The following is a 24,508-nucleotide window of genomic DNA, read 5'->3' as shown; positions in this document are numbered from 1 at the left end:
CTTTGCGAATTTCGCAAAGCTTTTTTGTTTTACTTTTTAATTTTTACAAGTTGAGAAGCTTCTACGCCTTTGTAACCAGGGAATTCTTTACTCGGGTCTTTATCAAATTTTAATACACCTACAGATTTTTCATCACCTTTTACATTGCTGTAAGTTGCGTCATCAACAATCGCATACATATCTGTATATGCACGGCCACTTCCGATAATTGTGTTGCCTTCATATTTTAATCTCGCTCCGTCAAGTGTAGCATTTTCTACTTTCTCTTTTGCGAATAATACACCTTGTTCTGTTGTTACAGCTGGTAATTTATCAAGTGGTTTCGTGTTGTCTTTTTCATCAACTTTGCTAAGTAACTCTTTTTTCACTAGTTCTTCACCAGTTTTCTTATCCATTACAAGAACTTTTTTACCATCTAATGTTGTCATTTTCATTTTATAGAAGTCTTTTTCTTTCACTTCTTTTTTGTTTTTATCTGTAATTTGTTGAACTTGTTCTTCTGAGCCGTACAGTACAAAACCGTTCGCTTTCTCTCCTAATAAAGAACAACCTGATAATGCTCCAAATGAAATTGCTGCTGCTAATCCGATTCCTACTAATTTTTTCATGATGATTTCTCCTTTTATATGTTTTATAGTAAATACATTTTTGTATTAGTTCCGAAATGATGAGAAGCTTGTTTGCTGCTTCTGGTATTAGTGTATAAGAAATATGGAAACGTAACTATCGAGTTAGCTTACAGTAACATTACACTTATGTAATTTAGTGAAAGTGCGCAAAAGTAAGTTAATTTCAAAGAGGGATAATGAGAATATATTAGAAATACAATATTGTATATAGAATGTCATATTATAATGGATGTATTTTGGAAATAACATGTAAGGACATATTAGTTTTGTTATAATAAACACATAGCCTGTAAAATGAATATTCTTTACTGTAAAGGGAGATTTTTCAGTTTTCCAAGTAGTGAATTTGAAATATGAGGTATATCATAGGAGGAATTTAAATGTCTGTATTTAAACGATTAAGAGATTTAACAATGTCAAATGTGTATTCGTTAATTGAAAAAGCGGAAGATCCAGTTAAGATGACTGATCAATATTTACGTGATATGCAAGCGGATGTACAAGAAGCAGAGAAAAGTGTAGCGGCTCAAATCGCGCTTGAGAAGAAATTCAAAATATTATTTGAAGAGCAAGAAGCACTTGTGAAAAAACGTGAAGAGCAAGCTCATATGGCTGTTCAAGCTAATAACTTAGATCTTGCGCGTCGTGCTCTTGAAGAAAAACAAAACGCAGAACAAAAGATGAATGAGTATAAAGCAAGCTATGAGCAAAACAAAGCTGCTGCTGATAATCTGCGCCTTAAGCTAGAAGAAATGCGCAAGCAATTAAATGAGCTGAAAAATAAACGTGAAACACTTGTAGCACGTGTAAATGCAGCGAAAGCACAGAAAAATATTAATCAGGCGATGTCTGGATTTGATTCAAATTCAGCAAAAGCTGGTTTAAGCCGTATGGAAGAGAAAGCTCTTCAATTAGAGGCTGAAGCGGAAGCAAGCGGTGAAGTTTATAAGAAAGAAAAGTCATTAGATGATGAATTCGCAAGCTTAAACAAAAATTCTGCTGTTGACGATGAATTAGCTCGTATTATGAAGCAGTATGAGAAATAATATAGAATAGAGACAAATGAACCGACATGTCTAAATATATTCATGTCGGTTTTCTATTATATTTTAGAGGAGGTTTTGCAATGACATGGATGAATGTAGTTGCCATGCTTGTATGGACTGGAGCGAGTGCAGTACTTTTATTTGCAATTATGTGGGTTGATTCAATTTTTACAAAATACAATGATTTAAAAGAAATCAAAAATGGGAATACAGCTGTAACAACTCGTTTTATTATGAAATTATTTGCACAGGGGTACATTTTATCCCAATCGATAACGAAAGCAAATGATTTATGGCAAGCGCTACTTGCATCAGCAGTTTCTTTCGTTATTTTATTAGTGGTAGAAATGTTTATCGAATTTGTGTTAAAGAAAATGTCTGGCTTAGATTTAGAAGAAGGTACGAAAGAAGGCAGCGTTGCACATGCGATGTTAGCTGGATCATTACATATTGTTGGTGCACTAATTTTAGGTGCTTGTTTATAAAGAGAAAAGGAGGGGTAGATCATGAGTTTATTTAAACGAATTAAAAATATAATGAAAAGCCCAGAGCCACCGAAGCCGGAAAAGAGTCTTTTAACGTTAGCTCCTGGTGATATGATTGAAGTTTCATTAGTCATGTACGAATTAACTGGGAAAACGAGTATGCATTCTCGCAAGGAAATTGTTTTAACACTGCAAGACGGGAAAGACATTCGTTATTTAAAAATTGAAGATCGTGAAAATACGTATTACAAATTATATACACCAATTGATGGTCGCTTAGATTCAATTGAGGAAATTCCGACGACAATTGAAATGGATGATACTGAGTATCATATGGAAGAACAATATAACGGACGTGTTGTTGTGATGGGGAAAACACCATTCTCCGCTTCAGAGGAACAGTACGTATGGGAATTCCAATCAGATAATCGAAAATTATTGCGTATTGAATGGCAAAATGGTCGCACAATGATGTATGAGGGAGAAGCAATCATTCCTGCTGATGTACAAATTATAAGAGCAACGTAAGGGGGCGTAATCATGTCAAACCGATTGTTTACCATGATTAAATCGTTTGTGATCCCTATACTTGCTATCGTTATATTACTTGTTGTTGCTGGTTATGCCTTATCAGGTTGTCAAGGCGGGCAGACAAAGTCGATTCAAGACCGTTATCCGCTTGAGTCTGTCGCAAAGGAAGGTAAACAAGAATCTTACGTGTATAGGGCCGCCAATCGGTCAGTTCCTGAAGTCGCGAAGGAACTTATAGCCGAAAGGAAACCGAAACAAGCATCTAAAGAAGACGAAAATCAAATGTTTCTCGTTTATTCGGATAAAATGTATAACCTTCAAAAGGATAAAGAGAAACCATCCGATACGTTAATTGAAGTAAGTAATGAGGAATTTGTCCGTCAAAACTACCAACCGTCCTTCTTGCAAGGATATATTATGGGTAGCATATTAAACGATATATTCGGTTCACGAAAATCATCATACGGTGATTATCAAGGATATAACGACAGACAAAATCATAAACCAGTCATTCCAGAGAGACCACCTACGAAAGAAGAAAAGAAAACCCCACCTCCAATTACGAAGGAAGGGAAAGGGTCTATCATTAAGCGAGGCGATAATGTAGATTCGAAACCATCAGTAGGTGATAAGGGAAGTATTACTGAAAAAGGAAGTAATACGACGCCTCCACCTTCTACTGGAAGCAAAGGTACAATTACAAAAACACCAGGTGGTTCGAGTGGATCAGATGTGAAGCCGAAATCATCTATTAAAACTCCGCCAAAGAATACATCACCCCCGAAAACGAGGGTCGGTGGTTCAGGGAAAATTACGAAGAGAAGATAGTGTAGAGACCGAAAAGTGTAAATTGCTTTTTGGTCTTTTTGTGGAAATTAATTCCTTATAACTGGTACAATTGAAGTATAAGGAGGGGATAGTATGACTACGTATAAAAGATTTAGTGTAATTATGTTCCTTGTATTATTCCTCAGCTTGTTTATTAGCACGACAATGAAATTTCATTTTGTAGTAGGTATTCTATGGATATTGTGTACATGCACTTTATTGTTGTATATCCCGCTGCGTTTTCAACATGAAGTGACGGCTTTTCAAAAGTATGTAGCGTGGATTAAACGTGGGAGTCGGTGGGGCGAGTAAAAATATATCTACTTACTGAAAAAAACTGACAACGATAGCAACTTAATAATAAAAAGAGGGTGTGCCAAATTGTTGGCACACCCTCTTTTTCATAACGATTAATGAATATCGCGTTTCTTGAAATTACCGCCTTTTACTTCTGCTACGTCATAAACGGTAATAAAGGCATTAGGATCGATTTCATTAATAAGTTCTTTCATTTTACTTTCTTCTAAACGGTTAATTACGCAAGAAATTTCTTTGAATTTCTCTCTTGAATAACCACCGTATACTTCGTTATATGTTGCACTTCTGCCTAAACGATCGCGAATTGTTTCTACCATTAATTCAGGCTCTTTTGTGATAATATTAAATGCTTTTGAACCACTTAAACCAACTTCAACGATATGAATCACTTTCGAAGCAATAAAGTAAGCAATTGCCGAAAGGATAGCTCCTTGAAGACCGAATACCGTTGATACGAAAATAAATACGAACATGTTTAAGAATAAAATAAGGTCACTCGTTCCAAATGGTAACTTACGAGAAAGCAATACAGCAAGCATATCGATTCCATCTAATGCCCCACCGTTACGTAATGCTAGTCCCATACCAAAACCGATAATAATACCACCAACAACTGTAACTAATAATGTATCGCCTTCAATAATAGCTGGTATTCCGTGCATGACAACGGTACCTATTGCTAATGAAGCAATCCCGATAATAGAATAAATCGCAAAGCTTTTACCGATTTGCTTATATCCTAACCAAACGAAAGGAATGTTAATAACTGCGATTAGAGCTCCTAATGGCAATCCAAATAATCTTGAACTAACGATACTTAAACCAGTCACACCACCATCTGATACGTTATTTGGAATTAATACTGCTTCTAATCCGTACGCTGTGATAAATGCCCCAATAATAATCATCAAAGCTTTCGAAGCAATTTTTAGCTTATTGGGCTTGTTTTTGATACTTTTCTCCATATAATTTCCTCGTTTCAAACTAGTTTCTTGTTTGTTACATAATTTACACCTAAATTTTATTTTAACATTTAATTTGAAAAATTTCTCCTTTAATGGATGTATGCAGGGAATATTATGACCATATTATCTTTAAAATATTTTTGAAATAAGTATAAGAAATCCCATCCTTTCAAAGGATGGGGTGCTATTAAGAAAATATAAAACTAAGTACTGATACGAATACAGCGAAGCCTACAATAGTTCCACATATTTTCATATGGCGCTTACGTCCCATTACGACAATCGCAACATATTCACGGATCATTGCGTTAGGCCAGTAATAAAATGCAGTTTTTGATCCAATACCTTGGCTGTTAAGACCAGCTTGTCTTGCATATATACCAGCACGGAAAAGGTGGAAATTATTCGTTGTAAAAATACTTTTATATTTACCTTCTGGTTTTAAAGAATCCATAATTTCTTTAGAGAACAGCATATTTTGATATGTGTTTACAGAGCGATTTTCCTGGACTGTATGTTCAAGAGGAATTCCTTTTTCAACAGCGTAACTTTGCATCGCTTCCGCTTCTGGAAGACCTTCATCTGGACCTTGTCCACCAGAAAAAATAATTGTTGGTGGTGTATTCACAGCGGCTTGTTTCCAATAGAAGTCGATCGCTTTATTAATGCGGCTTGCAAGTAAAGGTGGTACTTTATCATTAATTAAGCCGCTACCAAGAACGATGATGAAATCTTGATTACGTCTTGGTCTGTTGAATTGGTATAAAAAATATGCGCTTAAGAAGTTAGATAAGTGTATAAAGAAATAGAAGCTTATAAGAGAAATAGCTGCAAAAATAGGCTCTAAATGCGATGAGACCAAACTTGCTGGGTTTATAATAGGGAGTAACATAAAGAATAACATCCCTAAAGCAGCAAGGAGTGTTAAACAGTTGGTGAACCGTCTTCCTTCTCGCTTCATTAAAATTCTAGCATTAAGAAATAGCCCAAACATTAAAGCAATAATACCGAAAGGAAGCATAATAAGAAGTGCTAAAATAGGTAAAATTATAATATAGCGTAGGACATCACTACTTGAATTCACAGATATAATCACACAAAAAAGAAGGAAAAAACAGACAAAGGCATTAAATAAAAAGCCGTTTATTATTTTTCGCGGATCTTTTAAATAGGAAATAAGAAAAATAATAAATAGTATAAGAGGAATAATTCCGAAATACATCATAAATATAGTACACCTCAATTTGTATAAGAATTTGACATACTTTTTATATTACATGATTTTATAAGTAAAAATGAAAGAAAAAATGATTTTGAATTTTCTCAATAAAATATATAGATACGTATGTTACAATATATTCAAAGCGATATATTAAAAGTAAAATGGTTGAAAAGGCACTCAGTAGAGTGCTTTTTCTTTTTGTATGCAATTGTGCATATTATATTTTTTTTCAAATGAAGAGGATTACAATATAAGTTGTAGACAGACTTTATAAAGCAGAATTTCATACAAACATTTCCCTCTACTTTTTGTATCTAACAATCGTATAACAATAAATAATTCTGTTTTATAGTGTCTGTTTTTGAAAGGTGGCTTCTTTGAAGGCACCTTTTTTTATTAGTATAGATAGTTTTCACTGTTAGCATAGTGTAAACTATCTATACTAAACATTAGCAATCTTCCGTATAAATATTATCAATTTACTATATATTCCAGTGGTGTTAACCTACATATGAAAGGCTTTCTTTTTCAAAATATTACCCCTAATAAAATTTTGAAGAAGTCAACTGTCTCCAAACTTGTCTTTATGCTTAAAGAAAAAGCACTCAAATTGAGTGCTTTTTCTTATTGAAACATGCTATTTTTCTAGGCGATTTTCATAAAATAAAAGTAAAGAAATGAAAGTGGGTGACAAAATGCCAGCAGTTGTGGAAGGTGTTATTATTGAAAACTGCAATGGAACAATTAATGTAGGTGACAAGTATAACGTACAGCCGATTGAAAAGACGAAGGCTTATAATGGATCGGGATCATCAAATACAGGAATGAAAGTACAAACGTTTAGCGGGATTAGTACGGCGGATGTAAGGGATAATGATGCATATGATCAAGTTATTCAATCAACGTTATAATTTTAAAATGCAAAATTGAATAAAGTAACATGTTTGTTGTATGTTACACTTTAGCTGTGAGCTGTTAATGATTCTTCTGTAGTATAGTTGTTAGATTAGAAATATAACATCTTATCGAAAATCATACGTACAAGAAAGACACTTCAAACGAAGTGTCTTTTTCACTTTAGTGATACCCTTTAGCAGAGTCTTTATGAATTTTATTTTTAAAGATACTGTAGCTCCAAAGTTGATATCCAATAACGATTGGTACCATGGCCATTGCAACGAAGAACATAATTTTTAAGTTTAATTGACTACCAGCTGCGTTGTATAACGTTGTACTGTATGCATCGTTAATACGAGATGGTAACATTCTTGGGAACATACCTGCAAAGCCAGTTGTCATAAACATTGCGATTGTTAGGCAAACGAATGTAAATGCAAGGCCAATTTTATGTTTGTACACCATAATTAGTGCGAGTACACTCATTAGCATTGCAAGTACTGGAAGAATGAATAGTACCGGATATTCCGTAAAGTTTTGGAATAAGTTTGTTCGATTAGCAGTTGCTACATAGAAGATAGCTAAAATAATAGCTGCTGCCATTGAAAATGGTCTTGCGATTTTATAAGCACGGTCGGATACTTCACCAGTCGTTTTAATCATGACCCAAAGGGCACCGGATACGACAAATATAGCAGTGAAGAACAACCCTCCTAAAATACCGTAATGGTTTAGTAAGCTAAGTAAATTTCCTTCATAACCATTTTTTCCGATTTGTAGTCCGTAATAAAGATTAGCGAACGTAACACCGAATAGGAAAGCAATTAAAAAACTGCCAATTGCAAATGCCCATTTACAAGTTTTTTGCCAAATCGGTGAATCATCTTTATGCATGAATTCCAGTCCAGCGGCACGAGCAAACAGTGCAAGTAATACTAAGAATAACGGTGTATATAGATAACTAAACATATTTGCATATGTGACTGGGAAGGCAGCAAATGTTGCGCCACCAGCTGTAATTAACCACACTTCATTACCGCCCCAGAATGGGCCAATTGCTTCTTGTAATTGATTTCGTTCTTGTCGATCTTTCGTAACGAAAGGAAAGATCATTCCGTTACCAAGTGCATACCCGTCAAGGATGAAGTAAACTGTCCAAATCACGCCCCATAAACCGAACCAGATGATTGCAAGCATATCATGAGACATGGGCCACGCCTCCCTCAGTAGCAGGATCTTCTAATGCTGCAGGTCCTTTTTTCGCGAACTTCAGCATTAAGTATACGTCTGCGATTAAAAGTAAAGTGTAGAACAAAATTAAACTAATTAATGAGAACCAAATTTGTGGAACAGATATAGGTGATACAGATTCTGCGGTACGCATTAGTTTATATACTGTCCAAGGTTGACGCCCTACTTCAGCGACAATCCAGCCAGCATTAATCGCAATGTATGGAAGTAAGACAGACCATATTGTGATTTTTAAATAACGTTTTGAGTTCTCTAGTTTTCCTTTTCGGTTTAAATAGAAGCCATACCAAGTTAATGCCATAAAGAACATACCAAGTGCAACCATTAAGCGGAAGCTATAATACACGAGGTTAACATTTGGACGTTCATCTTTTGGAATATCTTTTAAACCAACAATTTCGCCATCAAATGAGTTTGTATAGAAGAAGCTTCCGAGTTTTGGAATCGTAAGGAATTCAAAGTTTCTCTCATTTTTCACATCAGGAATTTGAACAATTGAGAAGCCTTGTCCTTTTCCAGTTTCCCAAACTGCTTCCATCGCAGCTCCTTTTGCTGGTTGATATTTAGCTGCTGATACACCAGATTGATGTCCCATAAACGGTGTAATTGTTGCGGCGAATAAGCCTAACATTAAACCAAACTTAAATGATTTTTTGAAGAATTCCACTTCATTTTTACGTAATAAGTGATAGGCACTAATTGCCATAACGAAGAAAGCACCTACGATATAACAACCAATGACAGTATGGAAGAACATATTCCAAGCATATGGATTTGTAACGAGTGCCCAGAAATCATTTAATTCAGCGCGGCCATTACGTACTACGTAGCCAACAGGGTTTTGCATAAAGCCATTTGCTGTAATAATCCAAAGGGCGGAAATATTTGTCCCAAGTGCAACCATCCACATACAGAAGGCACGGAACTTTGGTGAAATTTTGTCTTTACCGAATAACCATATTCCCATGAAAGTAGATTCTAAGAAGAAGGCAACGAGTGCTTCGATTGCGAGAGGTGATCCGAAAATATCTCCCATATATTTGGAGTACTCAGACCAGTTCGTTCCAAATTGGAATTCCATCGTAATCCCAGTTATAATCCCCATTACGAAGTTAATTGTAAATAATTTACCCCAGAAATTTGCCATTTTACGGTATGTTGGATTCAATGTGCGGGCGTATTGAGTTTCCATACATGCTACTAAAATGACAAGTCCGATTGTCAAAGGTACAAATAAAAAGTGATAAAAAATAGTAATTGCAAATTGAAAACGACTCAGTAACAGAACGTCGGACATAATAAATATTCACTCCTTTTTTACATTATCTACAATCAGTTTATAGTGAAAATACGTTTAAAGTATGTGAGACTTGTTACAAAGCTGTGTGTATATTTTGAAAGAATTATGTCGATTATCTGAAAATATCTTATTTTTACTATAAAGCGATATCCTTTTTGAGTTTTTCATATTTTGGTACACTATATAAGTAATGTAAATGAGAGAAAAGAGGGTTTTTTACTATGAAGTCATTAGAAGAGATTTTACAATACAATGAAAAATTTGTTGAAGAGAAAAGATACGAAGAGTATGAAACGGGAAAATTCCCGAATAAAAAAATGGTAATTATCTCTTGTATGGATACTCGTCTTGTTGAATTATTACCAAAAGCAATGAATATGCGTAACGGTGATGTGAAAATTATTAAAGTAGCAGGAGCTGTTATCTCACATCCATTCGGAAGTATTATGCGTAGTATTTTAGTTGCTGTATATGAACTTGGTGCTGATGAAGTTTGTGTAGTTGGTCACCACGATTGCGGTATGGCAAAAATTCAAGCAAGCAGTACAATTGAGAAGATGAAAGAGCGGGGTATAACAAATGAGAAATTAGATACACTCCGTTATTCTGGAATCGATTTAGAAAGATTCCTACAAGGGTTCTCTAGTGTAGAAGAAAGTGTAGAACATAGCGTATCGATACTTCGCAACCATCCATTACTTCCAGAAGAAGTACCTGTTCACGGTCTTGTTATAGATCCTGATACAGGAAAATTAGATTTAGTTGTGAATGGTTACGACAATTAAGAATTTACTTTGTCATCCTTTTTATCTGGGACAGGATCAAATCCTCCCGGGTGGAAAGGATGACATTTTAATATACGCTTACAAGTAAGCCAAAAGCCTTTGAGTGCACCATGTTTTTGAAACGCCTCTAATCCGTAATGAGAACAAGTTGGATAAAAGCGGCAAGTTGGTGGTGTCATCGGAGAAATGAACTTTTGATAAAAGCGTATAATCCCAATAAAAATCTGTTTCATAATGGTCTCCTTTTCAGCATAGTCTTAAAGTATTATAGCACGACGGTACATAATACTTTACTAATGTGCATTTCCGTTATATCATATTGGATATAACGGAATTAAATTAAAAGCGGGAGAGATGTTGTATGCCATCAGTAGAAAGCTTTGAATTAGATCATACGATTGTAAAGGCACCTTATGTAAGACATTGCGGAGTTCACAATGTAGGTAGTGACGGTATTGTAAATAAATTTGATATTCGTTTTTGCCAACCGAATAAACAAGCAATGAAACCAGATGTTATTCATACGTTAGAACATTTATTAGCATTTAATTTACGTAAATATATTGATCGTTATCCGCATTTTGATATTATCGATATTTCACCGATGGGCTGCCAAACAGGATATTATCTTGTAGTAAGCGGAACACCGACAGTACGAGAAATCATTGATTTATTAGAACTAACATTAAAAGATGCGGTTCAAATTACAGAAATTCCAGCTGCAAATGAAACACAATGTGGTCAAGCGAAGCTTCACGACTTAGAAGGAGCACAACGCTTAATGAACTTCTGGTTAAGCCAAGATAAAGATGAACTTGAGAAAGTGTTTGGATAAGAAGAAAAACTGCCTGTGAAAGGGCAGTTTTTTTATTGTGCTAAGAGCAACCATACTCTTCTTTTTTATGAAAATATATTACATACTCCAACATATAAAACAAAGGCAGAACAGAGAAAATAAACAAATGCTTTCGTTTTTTGCTGCTTCTTTATTTCATCGATTCCAAAAAGGATACACATAATACTTAAAAGGATAAACACGTAAGGTAAAAGAATAGTGAAGTTTGCAAAGAAGCTAAATAGGACGAGAGAAAGAGCGATAGTGGCGATTATAATTTGAATGTTTTTTAACATGGAATCCCCCTTAAGTAGAAAGAAATAGTTACTGAGAGAAAATAATTATAAATGCTAAATTGGTCAAAATTTCATTCTACATATAACGAAAGTAGTTTGATATTAAAAAGAAGAATATGAGACTGGAAACGAAAAAATACGGGATACTCATTGATTTTCGTCCGGATTTCAATTCATTAATTCCTAGAAGAATAAAGAAACAACTGAGAATAAATTGTACGTATGGGAGAAGTGAAAAATTATCGGTAACATGGATATAAGTGCTTAGAATGAGTAAGAGAAGCATGAGAAATGCTAAAAACTCCGTAATATAGTTAGAGTTAGCATTGTATAGCCTCCTTTAGACCATTTATCGGAATATTTCTGTGAAACCAATAAATAAAGCAGCGGCTCCTGCTAGTAGAGCGAGCACACTACCTCCTGTTTGCCTTTTTAATATTTCCTCTAAACTTATGGTGAGGGCCATAACTCCTAAAGAGATAAACATATACGGCATTATTTCTCTATTACTAGTAAAAAATCCATAGATTGCTATAGATAAAGCAATAAGTGATAAAGTAATCCGTACTCCTTTTAGCATGCATGTACCTCCTTTTATTTGATATAGCTAATGATGAGAACAATCCAAATGAAAGCACCGGCAATAATACAAATAAATCCCGTTGCTGCCTCCTTTTTCTTTATTTGTTCAAATGCGATGAGAAACATTAAAGCCCCTAATAGAAATTGTGAAAGAGGTAAAAAATTATTTTGACCTGTATATAATCCAATTGCCGACATAACGATCACAGTGAGTGCTACTATGATGCGAAGTATACGAAGCATATTAGGAATTCTCCTTATTCTTTTTTGTATAAGGATTGTCTTCTAGTTTATCGACGGAATGTTTATAAGCATAGCCTTTATTAATTGTCATGACGGAGAGTAAGAGGATGATTAGGACGATGATAATACCGATAATTAATATTTTGAACATAAAATCCCTCCTTTTCTTTATTTTACATAATTTTGTAATTGATGAAAACAATAGAAAATAAAAGGATGAAAGAAGGGTGTTACATGGAGACGAAAAAAACATATTATATATCAATAGGAAATGGTCAAATTTCACAAGTGAAGACGGCGGATACGTATAATTTTGAGATTTCCGCAAATGATGAGGAAATTACGGAATTAAGAGAGCACTTTGATCAAGCATATGTAGAAGATTTAGGGTCATTTGTACGCTCCCACGTTCCATTTGTTGAGTATCATCACGATTCAAATAATGACCGATATGATGAACAACTACAAAAAGCATATAAAATGATTTACGATTTAGGAAATCATGAGACGAAAGAATTAGTCGCGCAAATGGGAATAATCAATGGATTGTAATTGGATAATATTATGCAGAAAAGCGAGAATATGCTACAATTTGTGGTAGGAAAAACTTGTAACCATCAATAGGGGAGTAATGGCATGTACAAATTTAAAGATTATTACCACAACACTGTACAATTATCGTTTGAACGTTATCCATTTTCTCCTGAGCCAAAGCATGTTTGGGTTGTATGCCGGTACGGGGATCAATGGTTATTAACGCATCATTTACGTCGCGGTCTTGAATTTCCAGGTGGTAAAGTAGAACTAGGGGAAACACCGGAAGAAGCGGCAGTTCGAGAGGTTCATGAAGAAACCGGCGGCATAGTTTCTGATTTAACTTACTTAGGACAATACAAAGTATCTGGAAAAGACAAAATAATCATTAAAAACATTTATTTTGCAACAATTAGTGCGGTAGAAGAACATACGCATTACGAAGAAACGAAAGGGTCTGTTTTATTAAAAGACATTCCTGACAACATTAAAACGAATAGAAAATTTAGCTTTATAATGCGTGATGACGTATTAGCGCGTACGATGAAACATATAGAAGAAATCGGCTGTTTTACGAAGTAAAGTGGCCGGTTTCTTTTTTTGTATGTAAGAATAAATGTAAATATATCTTTACATTTTAGGAGGGGGAAGATGGATAAAAGAAAAGAAACGACTGTTACTGTTTCGATGGTTAAATTAAACTTTTCTTTATTTTTTATAATAATTGCTTTGTTGTTTGGAATTGGTTATTTGCATATATTTCTTTCAGGTGGGGTTCAAGTTGAAGTTACATTATTAACGATGTTTCTTTTTATTATCGCAATGATTGTTCTCGTTTGTATTCATGAAGCGATACATTTAATTGGTTTTCGCTATATCGGAGGTGTTCCGTGGAGTGAACTAAAATGGGGCGTTAATTGGAAATTAGGTGTTGCATATGCTCATTCTAAACAGGCGGTTACAGTAAAGCAAATGAAGAAAGTGTTAATGCTTCCGTTTTTACCAACTGGAATTTTGCCAATTGTATTGGGATTAGCTATGAATCTGGAGCCACTCTCATTTTTAGGAATTCTACTAACAGCAGGTTGTATCGGTGACATTGCCTTATATCAAAAAGTTTCAAAGTTTCCAGATGATGCGCTAGTAAAAGATCATCCGAGTAAACCACAGTTTACAGTGTATGAATAATAAGAGGAGGCTTTTTTGAACAACGCCTCCTCTTATTATTTTTATTTTTTTTCGGTAAATCGATCTATTGTGAAAATCATTGATGTAATTTAATTACTATTATTGTGTTTTTATCTCCACCTCTAAAAACGAAAGCACCTCCAACAAATCATCTACGATACGTGAATGCTTAAAATTCCCCCAAAACGAATCTTTTTTCCAAACACCAAGAATCCCTACTTGTTCAGAACCAAGCACATCGTTTTCTGGATGATCTCCAACATAAAGACATTCTTCTGCCTTCACATCTAGTCTTTGCAAAGCACGTTCGAAAATTTCAGGGTGAGGTTTTTTAATTCCTTCAGCTTCTGAAACGAGAATGGTGTTTGTATACGTATGTATATGTAGTGCTCGAAGGTTGCTCATCTGAAATTCAGTAAAACCATTTGTGATAATACCAATTTTAATGTTTCGCTGTTTTAACTGTTGAAGTAGTTCATGCGTGTTTTTGAAAGGAATACAATGATGTTGGAAGTTTGTAATATAGTCGTGTAGCAGTTGCTCTTGCGTTAAAGTAGTAATGTTGTATTCGGAAAGGAGAGTAGCATATACTTTATCCTTCCACGTATAGCCATTATTATCGAGTTCAAGAAATCGAGAACAATACTCTGATTTCTCTATACTCATCAAATGTGAGGAGAAGCGATTATATTGCTCACAAATAAATTGTTCTAAAGATTGGCGCCGATCTAATAGTGTTCCATCTAAGTCGAATAAGATTGCACGAATCATGAGAAGCCTCCTTGCAGTTTTTATAATTAATTATCGCATATTCGTAAAAAAATGATTATGATATTTTGTAGAATGGAATAATGGGGGATTGTATGAAGAAATTGTATGGCAAGTTAGTGTGTTGTATTATAGCAAGCAGTTTAGTTGCAGGATGCGATAGTGCTATCGAGGTTACGAAAGAAAAAGAAATTTGTAAAACAGAAGAAGAGTGCACGCAAATAGGAGATAAAACATTACAAAAAGTATATAAAAAGATAGAGGGACTTTCAGAACTTGAAAAAGTAGAAGATTATGACATAGAAGAGTATGAAAGTGTGAATATGAAAGAGGCGGAACAGAAAAAAGAAGAGGATGACAATTATTTCTTTTTAGCTTCTTATTATATCGATGGTGATGAAATTGTAGATCCTTATTTTGAGAAATTGGATCGTAAGAGATTGAATAAAGCTTTTGCAGATGACGAAGTAGCAAAAGATGATTTGTTAAGTCAGCGACAAGATAGAGAGTATCATGAAACGTTATGGGACATGTATCGCACTCTCATTCCAGTGAAATATCGTGAGAATATAACAGGGTTTGATCTAATAACGGATGGTTATGATGGCGTTGTTGCTCATGTCATGCCAAGTATGGATGACCCGAGAGATTGGTTGCTTAGTTTAGACGTGCTCGATTCTGGGGTGAATATAGATGAAGTGATGAAAACATTAATTCATGAAACGGCTCACGTATTAACGATTGGGCATAAACAAGTACCAGTGGATAGGAAATATTTAGAGGCGTTTGATGAAGAGAAAGACATTTCATCATATCGAAATAAATGTAAAACGGTGTTCTTGAAAAATGGATGTGCGAGAAAAACTTCGTATATTAACCAATTTTATAATGAATTTTGGAAACCAATTGAGCAAGAGTGGACAGAAAAGAAAGTAGAAGAAAGTGAAGAGGCACAAATTAAATTTTATAAAGAAAAGCATGATGAGTTTGTATCGTTGTATGGAACAACAAATGTAACGGAAGATATCGCAGATACATTTACAGCGTTCATTTTACAAGATTCAAAAAAAGTGAAAGAAGGAACAGAGTTAAAATATAAGAAAATTGCTTTCTTCTATCAGTTCCCTGAGCTTGTAAAAATGAGAGCGGAAGTGCTGTCAGGATTATATGATGTTTCGAAAACGATAGAACAACAAAGTGGAGACTAATGTAAGTTATGTGTTCGATATAGTTTCGTTAAAGTAAAGCGTGAAGAATTTTTAATTCTTTGCGTTTTTTTATGTTAATAAAATTGAAAATTCTGTATTTTTATTTAAAAGAAGAAGGAACTGGAGGTATAAAATAGAATTAGTATAAAAACGTCACAATTTAGACACAATTATAATGCGCGTGTTGTAGGGACTATAAGTTTACTCTCGAGGAGGTAATGAAACGTATGAAAACGATTCTTGCTGTTGCTGGTCTCATTTGGGTAATGTCTCACGGTTTTCCGATTTTTGAAGGGGAGCAAATTCGTAGTGCTTTGAATGAAAAGTTTAATGATTATCATGTGATAGATCGAAAAGATAATGTCGTTACAGTACGTGTGAAAGACTGTTTCCATACAGTTACGGTTGCGGATGGAAACATTACAAATGAAACGAAAATGTGTGATAAAAGGTAAAAGAAAGAAGCTGACTATAGCGTACTGTTTTGAGTCAGCTTCTTTTTCTTTTTCCAATTAGAATTTTTTCAAATGCCTCAACAAATACATACATAAGAGTTGCAAGAACACATGTGAGTAGTACGCTAAGTAAGACGAGTGTGAAGTTAAAGACTTGGAATCCGTAGCTAATTAAGTAGCCAAGTCCTTGTTTGGAAACGAGAAGTTCTCCGAAAATAACACCGACCCAGGATAAACCAACGTTTACTTTTAACGTTGAGATAATTGCTGGAAAGGATGCAGGGAGAACGACTTGCTTATAACATTGCCATTTATTTGCGCCAAATGTGTCCATCACTTTTATATAGTTAGAATCGACTTCTTGAAATGCACTGTAAATAACGAGAATGGTAATGATGATGGAAATGATTACTCCCATTGCGATAGAAGATGAAATGTTTGGACCGAAAATAACGATGATGATTGGACCTAGTGCAACTTTTGGCATTGCATTTAGGACGACGAGATAAGGATCAAGTACGCGGGCTAGAAGTGGCATCCACCAAAGGAACGTGGCAATAATAGCACCAAGTACTGTTCCGAGAATGAAGCCTACTCCTGTTTCTAGCAATGTCGTCCATATGTGGACCCAAAGTGAACCGTCGATCCATTTCGTTAAGAAGAGATCCCAAATACTCGAAGGAGAGCTAAAGAGTAAAGGATCAATCCATTCTTTTTTGCTAGCTATTTCCCATAGTGCAAAGAAAAGAATAAGTAGTAAAAGTTGTAGCGAGCGAGCAATCCAAGCACGCCTGCGTTCTTTCTTTCGAAATTGTTCATGTAGTTGTTTTATATTATCCAAGTCGTTCCAGCTCCTTCCATATATCTTGAAAGAGGGCTGGGAAATCGTAGTGATGGCGTGCTTCTAACGGTGATAAAGAACGGATACTTTCCGGGACGATAAAGGTTTTTGCGATTTTTCCGGGATTCGCTTGCAGTAAATAAATACGATCACTCATCGCGATCGCTTCTTCAATATCATGAGTAACAAGTAGTGATGTTTTCTTATATTTATTTAGTAAGTTGAAAACGAGTTCTTCTAGTTTTAACTTCGTTTGATAATCGAGTGCGGAGAATGGTTCATCTAGTAATAAAATTTTCGGATCAGTCGCTAATGTTCGAACGAGAGCGGCACGTTGACGCATACCGCCGGATAGTTCACGAGGATATTGTTCTTCTACACCATGCAGACCGACTTGTTTTAAAAGGTTTAAAGTATGTTCTTTCATCTGCTCATCATAAATCTTTCGAATATGAAGTCCAAGCATAATATTTTCTTCAATCGTTTTCCAAGGGAATAAGTAATCTTGTTGCAACATATATCCCATAGATGATGTTTTCGTTGTAATCGGTTCACCATCTAAAAAGACGATACCGTCAATTGGATCAAGTAGTCCAGCAATGATTGAGAGGAGCGTTGTTTTACCGCAACCACTTGGACCGAGTATAGAAATAAATTCGCCTTCTTCCACTTGTAAGCTCATATCTTCGAGAATAAGTTTGGCATTTTCTTTTGCAAAAAAACAGTGAGAAACGTTACGTATTTGCAAAAAACTCATACACTTCGCCTCTATTTCTTAATAACGCTTTCGGCAATTTTTGTATTGACGAGCGCTTCATGTGGGACTTCTTTTTGTAATTCACCAGCGTCTTTCATAATAGTTTGGAGCTGTTTCCATTCTTCTGCATCTAATAGTGGATTTGTCGCATAAGAATGTTGCTTTTTATACCGTTCAATTACTTTTACTGTAATGTCTTTTGAAGTGTCTTTAAATAGCGGGGAAACAGTATCAGCAATCTCTTCTGGACTATGTGTATCAACCCATTGCTGTGCTTTATAGAGAGCACGTGTGAACTTTTCAGCTGCAGCTTTATCTTTCTTTAAGAAACTTTCTTTTGCCATGAACGTTGTATAAGGAACAGTACCAGATTCATTTCCGAATGAAGCGACGATATAACCTTTACCTTCTTTCTCAAGTATACTTGCAGTCGGTTCAAAGAGCTGTACAAACTCTCCAGTACCAGATGCGAAGGCATTTGCAATATTAGCAAATTCGATATTTTGAATTAAGTTCGTATCTTTGCGAGGATCAATGCCATTTTTCTTTAAAACGTATTCCCCAACCATTTGCGGCATGCCGCCTTTACGCTGTCCTAAAAATGTAACACCTTTTACGTCATTCCAATTAAAAGAGTCTAGTTTTTTACGTGAAACTAAAAATGTCCCATCTGTTTGTGTAAGCTGTGCAAAGTTAATGACAGGGTTTTTCGCTCCTTGTTGATGAACGTAAATAGACGTTTCAGAACCGACGAGAGCGATATCAATTCCGCCAGATAATAGGGCGGTCATCGTTTTATCGCCACCAGCTGTTGTTTGTAGGTCAATATTTAGTCCCTCATCTTTAAAAAATCCTTTTTCAATCCCAACATATAATGGGGCATAGAAGAGAGAATGGGTAACTTCGCCGACGCGAATGTTTTGAGTTTGTTCTTTCGTACCTTCTTTTTTACTACTACAAGCAGCAAAAGTAAAAACAGCTAGTAACATGATGCAAAAAATCGCGATTAATTTTTTCACTATATAACACCTCCTAGAAGTCACTCTACAAGCATGATATGTAGGTAATCGCCCATATGTGAGTGTAGATAGCAGGAATTTTTTTGGTGGTAAAGAAGTACAAATATAAGGGGTGATAAAATGGAGTACGAATACGATGATAGCGTACATTTACATCTTGATTATTTCGGGACAGAATGTGATATGGAATCGATTGCTTATAAGAGAAAGAATGAAGACGTATGGGATGTGTATTTTAATTTTGGAGTATACGGTATTCAGAAAGACGATGTAGAGTTAGGGAGATTTATGGACGAATATGCTGGTCATTACGTTTTTTCTGTACATGCTCGCGATCTTAGCTGGGAATTTGGAAGTGCCCAGTTTGAAGAGTGGGTTTTGAAAAATCGGATAGTAGAAAAAACGCTACAAAAATAGGAGGAATTTTGTGATTGGATTTCTCATCTTATTATTTATTTTTGTGGCCGGATTTTTTATCATGCAAATGCTTATTTACCGATTTGCAAAGAAAAACATCCATAAATATACAAAAATAAAATGGTTTCATATGTGGCTACATATGAATATGAAAAAAGGTCCGAGATTAGATTTTTTTGATTTTGTAATTATAGTACTCGTATGTATCGTATGGAAAATATGGCTGCTTCCTTTTATATAATACACATGCTAATCATGTTCTCTTTTATCATAAAATAACGAAAAGAGCCTGTCTTGTGGCAGGTTCTTTTCGTTATAGTAATAGTTGTGAAAAACTTACATTTATACATAAAACAGTGAGTGGTGTTGTGAAAGATATTTTGACAAATACAGAAACACATACATACAGAATTAAAGTGTGGGGAATAAGAAAGAGGTCGTCCAACGGTGGACGACCTCTTTCTTATTATGCTTGGTTAGTGCGGAAGAATGGAAGTTTCTGCACAATGTGAATTAATCCGTATGCAAGAATTAAGCACATAAGAGGATTAATGAAAAATCCATAGCGATTAATTGCTAAGAATAAGTTTGAGAAGATAATGTAAATAATAGAACTTGCTACTAGCATCATAACGCGTTTATGTTTAAATGAATTTAGCATGAAGCAGAAGCTGCTCAAGAATGTACCGGTGATAAACACTCTATGACATAGTTGCATAAAGTTGTGAATACGGTATTGGTCTACAGCAGGAGCTGTTTTGAATAATTCAATTGTTTTACCGACAGTGAACCAAGAGAACCAATAAGTGAAGTCCGTCTTAAATCCGTTCTTGATTAATTCTTTTGCGTATGCACCTTTGTCATCTAAGCCTTTAGCTCTCATTTCATTTACTATATTTTCATATCCAATTTTATTAAATGGATCTGCACCGGCAATTAGTGGATCTGCACCTTGGGTTGAGAATAAAATAAATTGGTTGAGTGCTAAGTAGTTACGAACAACCCATGCGCCAATAATAAAGAAAGGTCCGATAAACCATAACAATCCGATTCGAATGGAGTCTTTAAATCCATATGTAAATAACACAACAAGAACAGGAATGAGCATCATTGGAGCTGGATTTGGACGGAACATAAGTAAAATTGAAACGACAATTCCAAACCATATATGGAATTTCACTTTATTGTATTTCCATGCGAGAACAAATACATATACACATAACGCCAATAAGAATATGGATGGAACTTCTGTTAGCAATGTACGGAAGTATGTATAGTTACTTGGATAAATAGCATATAAAATACTTGCAACAATTCCATAAATGTTTTTTTCGAACAATTCTTTTCCTATTAAGAATACTAATAGCACTGTACAAAGATTCATGATCATGTTAATAACAGTTGCTACGTAATAGTAAGGAATTGATGTAATATCAGAAATAATCATAGCGCCAGCTAATAGTAATGGCTGACCTGGTGTAATATATGCATTTTTTCCTGGAACTTCACTAGGTTCTAAATACACATAACCAAATACACCATGTTTTAATAGTTGTTCAGCTGTTAACGAATAGTTAAAGGCATCATTTGCACCATATGTTACTTTGACTAACTCTCCATCTAATCCTGGCTGTTTTACTAAACAAAAAACGTGCAACAGGAAAGAAAGCGCCAAAATTACATATACCGCTTTAGGCAAACTCTTAAACTTAGTAAGCAAAAATGAGCAACTCCTTTTTTATTAATTCTTTCGTATTTTTATTGGAAATCTTTAATAGTATTAAGGATTTCCAAAACATAGTTATTATATCATAAAGTGGAATGCTGAAATTAAGTTTTTCAAGAATGAGTAATTTGTATGCCACAATTTAACTGTTGATTAAGGGAATATTAAGACAATACATTTATGATAGAAACAAGTATGCAGACGAAATATGTAATATATGTTATTTTAATAGAAATAGTTCTTTCGATGCGGGGGAAATTAAGACATAGAAACGAGGGAATGAATTGAAGTATGGTTCTACACTTTTTCATCTTCCAAAAAGAAATATATTAATTTCTAGCATTATAAGTAGTAGGGTGACTTTATTAGTAATAACTATGCTGTTTATGATTTTAAAGGTTTTTAATTTAGACATGATGAAAGATCATTTAAATCAAAAGCTTGTTTTAAGTGTTATGATGATTTTCATATGGGGCATAACGTTTTATATTACGCATTTCAATAAAAAAGAGATGTCTATACTTAGAGCATCCCTGCGAGTGCATTTTATATTACTTTTACTAGCTCATACAGTAGCGTTATTTTATATTGTCATGCAAGTTAATATGAGTTTCATAGAGGCAATGAATTGGATTTACTTTTATAATATGCAGTTTATATTAAGTTTTGTAGTAATTTATGCAATATATATTCTTGTATATAATTTAATAGGTAAGGTTTTTCTAAGTATGGTTTTAACGAGCTGTACGTTAGTCATTTTAGGTATTGTGAATTATTTAAAGCTTATTTTCAGAGGCGATCCGTTATATCCTTCTGATTTCACACAAATTACGCATATGCAATCTGTTATACCGATGGTGATGGACTATTTTAGCTGGAGCTATATTTTTGTCATTATCTTAAGTATCGTAGCTTGTATTGTTGCAGGGATATATATGAGAAGCAATATTCAAAATGTAAAGATTCATCTAGGAATAAGAGCCTTATTAGTAGTAGGATCTATTTTTGTTCTATATGCGTACGGTAATTTTGCGAATACATTTATGAATAAAGTATTTCAAAAATCAGGTGTAGATTTTGTTTTGTGGAATCAAAATGAGAACTATGCTTCAAATGGTTTTGTACTAGGGTTTATTAGCAATTTAGATACAACAGTTATGGAAAAACCAAAAAATTATTCTAAAGAAAATATGCTTCAAATAGCAAACGATATAAAAAAACAATATAGTGGAAATATAGGGAATGAAAAGAAAAAAGAGAAACCGAATATTATTTTTGTAATGAGTGAATCGTTTTGGGATCCGACGAAAGTAACTAACCTTTCTTTTAGTGAAGATCCTGTACCAAATTTACATCATTATATAGAAAACTTTCCTGGTGGACAAACTATTTCTCCTACATTTGGGGGAAATACGGCGAACGTTGAATTTGAGGCATTAACGAGTTATTCGATGAGTTTGTTAAAGCCAGGTTCTATACCATATCAGCAGGTCATTACAAATAAGAAAGAAATTCCATCAATCCCTACGGCGTTGAAAAAAGAAGGTTATTATACAAGTGCAATTCATTCATTTGGTCGCACATTCTTTAAACGTGACGATGTATATAAGGTGTTAGGATTTGATAAGTTTAATGCAGAGGACACGATGGAAAATGTGGATATTGATGGAGATTATATTAGTGATTTAGCGATGAGTAAAGAGATAATTGCTGAGTTAGAGGAGCAAAAACAGCCAACATTTATTCATGCAGTTACGATGCAAAATCATTTTCCATTTACAGAAGGCCGATTTGGTGAAAACCTAATAGAAATTAGCGGTCTAGAAAATGAAGAATCAAAGGGAGAATTAGAGACGTATACAGAAGGCTTAAGACGTTCAGATGAGGCCCTTCAATATTTAATAGAGCAACTAGATAATTTAGATAGACCTACATTATTAGTATTCTTTGGAGATCATCTTCCATCATTAGGAACAAATAAATCTTTTTATAAAGAAAATGGGTATATAACGAATGAAAAAACACCGAGCGAACGTTTAGCGATGGCGCAAACTCCGTTATTAATGTATGCAAACTTTGATATGCCAAATGATAATTTAGGTTTAGTAAGCCCAATTCATTTTTCTAATCTTATTTTTGATTATGCAGGATTAAATAAATCCTTATTTTATCAATTTTTGTCGGAACTTTACAAGGAAATACCAGTGCTTAGAGATGAATTAAAAGTTGATAAAAATGGAGAAGTAATCAATGATTTAACAAAGAAACAAAAAGAAATGTTAGAGCAATATAAAATGCTTCAATATGATTTACTCGTTGGAAATCAATATAGTAAAGATATCCTCTTTAAATAAAAGAAACAAAAAGAACTTGTATAACGATACAAGTTCTTTTTTCATAGTATTTAACGGGGTAACCAGACAAGCTGGGTTTAGGGAGTATTACTTGTACATTTAGTATATATGAAAATATAATCGTTTTATTTGTGTATTTGTGAGAAATGTGTGAATTTTATGTTTTATAAAAAACGATTATGTTAACGTTCATTCTTATATTGCAGTTGTTATGTCTGTAAAAATTTTATCAGTTCTTTATTTAATTCATCCGCTTGATCGATTGGTGAACCATGACCACTATTTGTAAGAGCATGTAACTGAGAATTTTTAATTCGTTGTTGCGTAAGCTCAGCACTTTTGTAAGGAATTAGTTGATCGTGAACGCCGTGGAAGATTTTTGTTGGGACGTTAATTTTATTTAAATCTTTCGTTACATCTTCATTTGCAGCTGCTTGTAAAATTTTGATAAGGGCATAAGAAGCGGACTGCATACCGAGATAAGAAAACCATTCAAGGGTTGCAGCTCCTAAGTTTCTATTGAAAAAGGATAAAGATACATCATTTAAAAATTTTGGTAAATTAGCATACATTTGATTAATGAGAGCATCTGCTTGTTCTTTCGGTACACCGTAAGGGGACTCTTGATTTTTAACGAAAGAGGGGGAGACAGCGTCAATTAATGCGAGCTTAGAAATGCGGCGCCCATTATAGCGAGACATATAGCGAATAGAAAGAGCACCACCAACTGAGAAACCGACTAACGTAGCGTTCTCTACTTGAAGTGCTTCCAGAACAATTGCGATATCATCGGCTAATCGATCATACGTGTAACCAGTCCATGGCTTATCAGATTGTCCATTCCCTCGTATATCCATGGCGATACAGCGAAAGCCATGCTCTGGTAAAACATTGAGTTGATATTGATACATTTGATGATTTAAAGGCCATCCATGAACGAAGAAAACAGTCTTACTACCTGGACCAGGATTAACGTCTTGCACAAAAATATGCACATCTTTCTCGACAGTAACAAACATAAGTGTCCC

The 24,508-nt window shown here is 34.5% G+C and carries 32 protein-coding genes; 16 read left to right on the top strand and 16 right to left on the bottom strand.

Going from position 1 to position 24,508, the window contains the following annotated elements:
• Positions 1-29 precede the first annotated feature (29 nt).
• A complete protein-coding gene (locus tag ACQRBL_RS24095) occupies positions 30-608 on the bottom strand; it encodes a lipoprotein BA_5634 family protein (protein ID WP_000737470.1) in 579 nt (192 codons plus the stop codon).
• 401 nt (positions 609-1,009) lie between these two features.
• Here ACQRBL_RS24095 and ACQRBL_RS24090 point away from each other — a divergent pair, with 401 nt between their 5' ends.
• The 5 genes from ACQRBL_RS24090 to ACQRBL_RS24070 all read left to right on the top strand — a co-directional run bounded on the left by ACQRBL_RS24090 (position 1,010) and on the right by ACQRBL_RS24070 (position 3,831).
• Positions 1,010-1,675 carry a PspA/IM30 family protein gene (locus ACQRBL_RS24090; RefSeq protein WP_000110280.1) on the top strand — a complete coding sequence of 222 codons (666 nt, stop codon included), beginning with the start codon at positions 1,010-1,012 and terminating at the stop codon, positions 1,673-1,675.
• Positions 1,676-1,755: 80 nt separating this feature from the next.
• Entirely contained in the window at positions 1,756-2,160 is a 405-nt protein-coding gene (locus tag ACQRBL_RS24085) for a DUF350 domain-containing protein (protein ID WP_000220087.1), read from the top strand.
• A 21-nt stretch (positions 2,161-2,181) separates the two neighbouring features.
• A complete protein-coding gene (locus ACQRBL_RS24080) occupies positions 2,182-2,688 on the top strand; it encodes a DUF4178 domain-containing protein (protein ID WP_000051755.1) in 507 nt (168 codons plus the stop codon).
• A 12-nt stretch (positions 2,689-2,700) separates the two neighbouring features.
• Complete coding sequence (locus ACQRBL_RS24075) at positions 2,701-3,519, top strand: DUF4247 domain-containing protein (protein WP_000071182.1); 819 nt, start codon at positions 2,701-2,703, stop codon at positions 3,517-3,519.
• Positions 3,520-3,612: 93 nt separating this feature from the next.
• Positions 3,613-3,831 (top strand): hypothetical protein, encoded by a 219-nt coding sequence (locus tag ACQRBL_RS24070; RefSeq protein WP_016123492.1) that lies wholly within the window; start codon positions 3,613-3,615, stop codon positions 3,829-3,831.
• Between the two features lie 98 nt (positions 3,832-3,929).
• Here the strand turns inward: ACQRBL_RS24070 and ACQRBL_RS24065 are convergent, their stop codons facing one another.
• Complete coding sequence (locus ACQRBL_RS24065) at positions 3,930-4,802, bottom strand: YitT family protein (protein WP_411995731.1); 873 nt, start codon at positions 4,800-4,802, stop codon at positions 3,930-3,932.
• A gap of 187 nt (positions 4,803-4,989) precedes the next feature.
• Entirely contained in the window at positions 4,990-6,027 is a 1,038-nt protein-coding gene (locus ACQRBL_RS24060; protein ID WP_411995732.1) for a YdcF family protein, read from the bottom strand.
• 674 nt (positions 6,028-6,701) lie between these two features.
• Here ACQRBL_RS24060 and ACQRBL_RS24055 point away from each other — a divergent pair.
• Positions 6,702-6,935 carry a spore germination protein gene (locus ACQRBL_RS24055; RefSeq protein ID WP_002062565.1) on the top strand — a complete coding sequence of 78 codons (234 nt, stop codon included), beginning with the start codon at positions 6,702-6,704 and terminating at the stop codon, positions 6,933-6,935.
• 166 nt (positions 6,936-7,101) lie between these two features.
• Here the strand turns inward: ACQRBL_RS24055 and cydB are convergent, their stop codons facing one another.
• Together cydB and cydA are read right to left on the bottom strand one after the other, a co-directional pair.
• Positions 7,102-8,130 carry a cytochrome d ubiquinol oxidase subunit II gene (gene cydB, locus ACQRBL_RS24050; RefSeq protein ID WP_411995733.1) on the bottom strand — a complete coding sequence of 343 codons (1,029 nt, stop codon included), beginning with the start codon at positions 8,128-8,130 and terminating at the stop codon, positions 7,102-7,104.
• Positions 8,120-9,469 (bottom strand): cytochrome ubiquinol oxidase subunit I, encoded by a 1,350-nt coding sequence (cydA, locus tag ACQRBL_RS24045; RefSeq protein ID WP_001286168.1) that lies wholly within the window; start codon positions 9,467-9,469, stop codon positions 8,120-8,122. The genes cydB and cydA overlap by 11 nt, the downstream gene beginning before the upstream one ends.
• Before the next feature lie 224 nt (positions 9,470-9,693).
• Here cydA and ACQRBL_RS24040 point away from each other — a divergent pair, with 224 nt between their 5' ends.
• Positions 9,694-10,257, top strand: coding sequence for a beta-class carbonic anhydrase (locus ACQRBL_RS24040; protein WP_000838173.1), 564 nt, complete (start codon positions 9,694-9,696; stop codon positions 10,255-10,257).
• Here the strand turns inward: ACQRBL_RS24040 and yidD are convergent.
• Positions 10,254-10,490, bottom strand: a complete 237-nt coding sequence (yidD, locus tag ACQRBL_RS24035; RefSeq protein ID WP_000809334.1) for a membrane protein insertion efficiency factor YidD — start codon at positions 10,488-10,490, stop codon at positions 10,254-10,256. The two genes, ACQRBL_RS24040 and yidD, sit on opposite strands and share 4 nt — an antisense overlap.
• 128 nt (positions 10,491-10,618) lie before the next feature.
• On the opposite strand from yidD, the gene luxS reads away from it, so the two are divergent.
• Positions 10,619-11,092 (top strand): S-ribosylhomocysteine lyase LuxS, encoded by a 474-nt coding sequence (gene luxS / locus ACQRBL_RS24030; RefSeq protein WP_001141371.1) that lies wholly within the window; start codon positions 10,619-10,621, stop codon positions 11,090-11,092.
• Between the two features lie 65 nt (positions 11,093-11,157).
• Here luxS and ACQRBL_RS24025 read toward each other — a convergent pair whose 3' ends face one another.
• From ACQRBL_RS24025 to ytzI, 4 genes are all read right to left on the bottom strand, one after another.
• The gene (locus ACQRBL_RS24025; protein WP_078994630.1) at positions 11,158-11,388 is read right to left on the bottom strand and encodes a YczI family protein; all 231 of its coding nucleotides are present in this window, start codon (positions 11,386-11,388) and stop codon (positions 11,158-11,160) included.
• A 349-nt stretch (positions 11,389-11,737) separates the two neighbouring features.
• On the bottom strand, positions 11,738-11,968 hold the full coding sequence (locus tag ACQRBL_RS24020) for a DUF3953 domain-containing protein (RefSeq protein WP_000912059.1): 231 nt from the start codon (positions 11,966-11,968) through the stop codon (positions 11,738-11,740).
• A gap of 14 nt (positions 11,969-11,982) precedes the next feature.
• Positions 11,983-12,213 carry a DUF3953 domain-containing protein gene (locus ACQRBL_RS24015; protein ID WP_000944455.1) on the bottom strand — a complete coding sequence of 77 codons (231 nt, stop codon included), beginning with the start codon at positions 12,211-12,213 and terminating at the stop codon, positions 11,983-11,985.
• A gap of 1 nt (position 12,214) precedes the next feature.
• Positions 12,215-12,364, bottom strand: coding sequence for a YtzI protein (gene ytzI / locus ACQRBL_RS24010; protein WP_063548871.1), 150 nt, complete (start codon positions 12,362-12,364; stop codon positions 12,215-12,217).
• A gap of 83 nt (positions 12,365-12,447) precedes the next feature.
• On the opposite strand from ytzI, the gene ACQRBL_RS24005 reads away from it, so the two are divergent.
• The 3 genes from ACQRBL_RS24005 to ACQRBL_RS23995 all read left to right on the top strand — a co-directional run bounded on the left by ACQRBL_RS24005 (position 12,448) and on the right by ACQRBL_RS23995 (position 13,935).
• On the top strand, positions 12,448-12,765 hold the full coding sequence (locus ACQRBL_RS24005) for a hypothetical protein (protein ID WP_000448409.1): 318 nt from the start codon (positions 12,448-12,450) through the stop codon (positions 12,763-12,765).
• An 84-nt stretch (positions 12,766-12,849) separates the two neighbouring features.
• On the top strand, positions 12,850-13,329 hold the full coding sequence (gene mutTA / locus ACQRBL_RS24000) for an antimutator 8-oxo-(dGTP/GTP)ase (protein ID WP_000276385.1): 480 nt from the start codon (positions 12,850-12,852) through the stop codon (positions 13,327-13,329).
• 69 nt (positions 13,330-13,398) lie between these two features.
• Positions 13,399-13,935: a DUF3267 domain-containing protein gene (locus ACQRBL_RS23995; RefSeq protein WP_078994632.1), complete on the top strand. Its 537-nt coding sequence runs from the start codon at positions 13,399-13,401 to the stop codon at positions 13,933-13,935.
• Between the two features lie 99 nt (positions 13,936-14,034).
• On the opposite strand, the gene ACQRBL_RS23990 is transcribed toward ACQRBL_RS23995, so the two are convergent.
• Positions 14,035-14,706: an HAD family hydrolase gene (locus ACQRBL_RS23990; protein ID WP_017674398.1), complete on the bottom strand. Its 672-nt coding sequence runs from the start codon at positions 14,704-14,706 to the stop codon at positions 14,035-14,037.
• Between the two features lie 92 nt (positions 14,707-14,798).
• On the opposite strand from ACQRBL_RS23990, the gene ACQRBL_RS23985 reads away from it, so the two are divergent.
• Together ACQRBL_RS23985 and ACQRBL_RS23980 are read left to right on the top strand one after the other, a co-directional pair.
• Positions 14,799-15,911 carry a recombinase family protein gene (locus ACQRBL_RS23985; protein ID WP_141538268.1) on the top strand — a complete coding sequence of 371 codons (1,113 nt, stop codon included), beginning with the start codon at positions 14,799-14,801 and terminating at the stop codon, positions 15,909-15,911.
• Positions 15,912-16,138: 227 nt separating this feature from the next.
• On the top strand, positions 16,139-16,366 hold the full coding sequence (locus tag ACQRBL_RS23980) for a hypothetical protein (protein ID WP_000849112.1): 228 nt from the start codon (positions 16,139-16,141) through the stop codon (positions 16,364-16,366).
• Positions 16,367-16,400: 34 nt separating this feature from the next.
• On the opposite strand, the gene ACQRBL_RS23975 is transcribed toward ACQRBL_RS23980, so the two are convergent.
• Genes ACQRBL_RS23975 through ACQRBL_RS23965 form a run of 3 tightly spaced genes read right to left on the bottom strand, consistent with a single transcriptional unit; the run spans position 16,401 to position 18,983 of the window.
• Positions 16,401-17,207 (bottom strand): ABC transporter permease, encoded by an 807-nt coding sequence (locus ACQRBL_RS23975; protein WP_000368771.1) that lies wholly within the window; start codon positions 17,205-17,207, stop codon positions 16,401-16,403.
• A complete protein-coding gene (locus ACQRBL_RS23970) occupies positions 17,200-17,964 on the bottom strand; it encodes an ABC transporter ATP-binding protein (RefSeq protein ID WP_000009022.1) in 765 nt (254 codons plus the stop codon). Before ACQRBL_RS23970 ends, ACQRBL_RS23975 begins: the two co-directional genes overlap by 8 nt.
• Positions 17,965-17,975: 11 nt before the next feature.
• Complete coding sequence (locus ACQRBL_RS23965) at positions 17,976-18,983, bottom strand: ABC transporter substrate-binding protein (protein ID WP_023523227.1); 1,008 nt, start codon at positions 18,981-18,983, stop codon at positions 17,976-17,978.
• A 120-nt stretch (positions 18,984-19,103) separates the two neighbouring features.
• Here ACQRBL_RS23965 and ACQRBL_RS23960 point away from each other — a divergent pair, with 120 nt between their 5' ends.
• Positions 19,104-19,400: a DUF3986 family protein gene (locus ACQRBL_RS23960; RefSeq protein WP_000455579.1), complete on the top strand. Its 297-nt coding sequence runs from the start codon at positions 19,104-19,106 to the stop codon at positions 19,398-19,400.
• Positions 19,401-19,410: 10 nt separating this feature from the next.
• On the top strand, positions 19,411-19,641 hold the full coding sequence (locus ACQRBL_RS23955) for a hypothetical protein (protein WP_000578980.1): 231 nt from the start codon (positions 19,411-19,413) through the stop codon (positions 19,639-19,641).
• Between the two features lie 225 nt (positions 19,642-19,866).
• On the opposite strand, the gene ACQRBL_RS23950 is transcribed toward ACQRBL_RS23955, so the two are convergent.
• Complete coding sequence (locus tag ACQRBL_RS23950; RefSeq protein ID WP_023523225.1) at positions 19,867-21,120, bottom strand: glycosyltransferase family 39 protein; 1,254 nt, start codon at positions 21,118-21,120, stop codon at positions 19,867-19,869.
• A 290-nt stretch (positions 21,121-21,410) separates the two neighbouring features.
• On the opposite strand from ACQRBL_RS23950, the gene ACQRBL_RS23945 reads away from it, so the two are divergent.
• Positions 21,411-23,480, top strand: a complete 2,070-nt coding sequence (locus tag ACQRBL_RS23945; RefSeq protein WP_411995734.1) for an LTA synthase family protein — start codon at positions 21,411-21,413, stop codon at positions 23,478-23,480.
• Between the two features lie 209 nt (positions 23,481-23,689).
• On the opposite strand, the gene ACQRBL_RS23940 is transcribed toward ACQRBL_RS23945, so the two are convergent.
• Positions 23,690-24,499: an alpha/beta fold hydrolase gene (locus ACQRBL_RS23940; RefSeq protein ID WP_000498279.1), complete on the bottom strand. Its 810-nt coding sequence runs from the start codon at positions 24,497-24,499 to the stop codon at positions 23,690-23,692.
• Positions 24,500-24,508 lie beyond the last annotated feature (9 nt).

Origin of the sequence: Bacillus sp. AF62 (genome assembly GCF_050312695.1) — a bacterium.
Taxonomy (GTDB): domain Bacteria; phylum Bacillota; class Bacilli; order Bacillales; family Bacillaceae_G; genus Bacillus_A; species Bacillus_A cereus.
This window is presented reverse-complemented; position numbering and strand designations above follow the sequence as displayed.